Consider the following 2,208-nt stretch of genomic DNA (forward strand, 5'->3'; position numbering starts at 1 on the left):
CACAGGAGTGCGCCACGAGGCGCTATGCAATCGAGTGGAGGTGAAAGACCACCACCGCCGGGTCGTCGCAGCGGTCTGGTGAAGCTGGGGGCAGCCTGACCCGGGGAACGCCGGGGAGGGCGGCAAGCAGCCCCGACAACGGCGGGACGTGCCGGGACTACCGGACGGTGCGGGTCCGTCTAGCGAGGTCAGAAGGTGTAGCGAAAGCGAACCAGTGGTTGAAGCTCCGTAAGCAGTGAGCCGGCTCAAACCTGGTGGATACGGGCCGGTATGCAGCGCGTGACCTGCGCGTCTTCGGACGGGCGGGTCAACTCCGAAGCCGGTTTCCTGTTCCGGTGGGGAGGCCACGTTGAAAGCCTGCGGCGTAGGCGTGGCGATGCTGCCGGAGTAGAGCTGGGCGTCTCCCTGACCGATCGATTGTGTGGTGAACGTGGGAACCATCCGCGGTCGCCCGAGCTGCCGGACAGCCGGTTCGGTGGTGGGCAGGTCCGTTGCCGACTGATGGCCGTGGGTGGGGCGGAGGCCCCGTAGTAGTCGCGGGAGTAACGACCCGTCGCGGAGACCGGGAAAGCCGGTCGCAGGGCAAAGGGGGCCAGCAAGTCAGTGGCTGAAGTACTGGAAGGTCAGGAGGTTTTCGCCGGTGAATACCGACGAACTGGAGTGGGCCTTGATGAAGGCCGAGCGCCGGGTACTGGAGATCCAGACCAAGCTGCACCGTTGGGCTCGTGATGATCCTCATCGCCGGTTCGACGACCTGTTCAATCTCGTTGCCGATCCCGGGTTCCTGTTGGTGGCCTGGGATCGGGTGCGGGGCAACAAGGGTGCACGCACTGCCGGGGTGGACGGACGCACGGCGCCGTCCATCGCGCGGTGGGTCGGAGTCGAGGAGTTCCTCGACGTGCTGCGGTCGCAGATCAAGGACCGTAGTTTCCAGCCCATGCCGGTGCGGGAGCGGATGATCCCCAAGGCGGGCGGCAAGCTGCGCCGTCTGGGGATCGCGACGATCACCGATCGGGTGGTGCAGGCATCCTTGAAGCTGGTGCTGGAGCCGATCTTCGAGGCGGATTTCCTCCCGTGTTCCTACGGGTTCCGCCCGAACCGCCGGGCTCATGACGCGGTGGCCGAGGTGCGTCTGCTCACGTCCAAGAAGTACGAGTGGATCGTGGAAGGCGACATCAAAGCCTGCTTCGACGAGATCTCACACACCGCTCTCATGGAGCGGGTGCGGGCACGCGTCGGGGACAAACGCGTCCTGGCCCTGGTCAAGGCGTTCCTCAAGGCGGGAATCCTCAGCGAGGACGGCCTGCTGCGGGACAACGACACCGGCACCCCGCAGGGTTCGATCCTTTCGCCGTTGCTCAGCAACGTCGCTCTCTCGGTCCTGGACGAGCACATCGCCCAGGCGGCGGGAGGCGCCGGAACTGATCTCAACGAGCGCCGGAGGCGTCGACGCCGAGGTCTGCCCAACTACCGGCTGGTCCGGTACGCGGACGACTGGTGCCTGATGGTCCACGGCACCAAGGCAGACGCCGAAACGCTACGCGAAGAGATCGCGGAAGTCCTCACCACGATGGGCTTGCGCCTGTCGCCGGAGAAGACTCTGATCACCCACATCGAACAGGGCCTGGACTTCCTCGGCTGGCACATCCAGCGCCACCGGAAACCAGGCACCAACCGGTACTACGTCTACACCTACCCGGCCAAGAAGGCCCTGCGGGCCGTCATGGCCAAGGTCAAGACACTGTGCCGTGAGGTCGGTACGAACCAGCCGCTCGACGCCCTGCTCGCCCGGATCAATCCGGCAGTGCGGGGCTGGTGCGCCTACTTCCGGCCTGGGGTGTCCTTCGCGACCTTCTCCTACCTGCGCAACTACATGTGGCACACGGTATGGCGATGGGTACAGCGCAAGCACCCCAAGACGGGCCGGAGGAAGATCTTCAGCCGCTATTGCGGCCGTCGATCATGGTGGACCGGGGAGACCCGGGAGTTGTTCAACCCGATCACGGTAGGCACCACTCGCTACCGCTACCGGGGCCTGACGATTCCTACTCCCTGGGACGCCATGGGATGAGAACAACCACCACGAACCCCCTTCGGGGCTTGTGGAGAGCCGGGTGCGGTGCCAAGTCGCATGCCCGGTTCGGGAAGCGGCTCCGGGGAAACGGGCCGGTCGAAAGACCGGAACCGCGCCCCGGGCCGACTTCACCA

1 protein-coding gene is annotated in these 2,208 nt (G+C 65.7%); it reads left to right on the forward strand.

Annotation, left to right across the window (positions count from 1 at the left end):
- Positions 1–640 precede the first annotated feature (640 nt).
- A complete protein-coding gene (ltrA, locus tag ACFWRV_RS36370; protein WP_384340470.1) occupies positions 641–2,071 on the forward strand; it encodes a group II intron reverse transcriptase/maturase in 1,431 nt (476 codons plus the stop codon).
- Positions 2,072–2,208: the final 137 nt, after the last annotated feature.

Origin of the sequence: Streptomyces sp. NPDC058576 (assembly GCF_042718715.1) — a bacterium.
Lineage (GTDB): Bacteria > Actinomycetota > Actinomycetes > Streptomycetales > Streptomycetaceae > Streptomyces.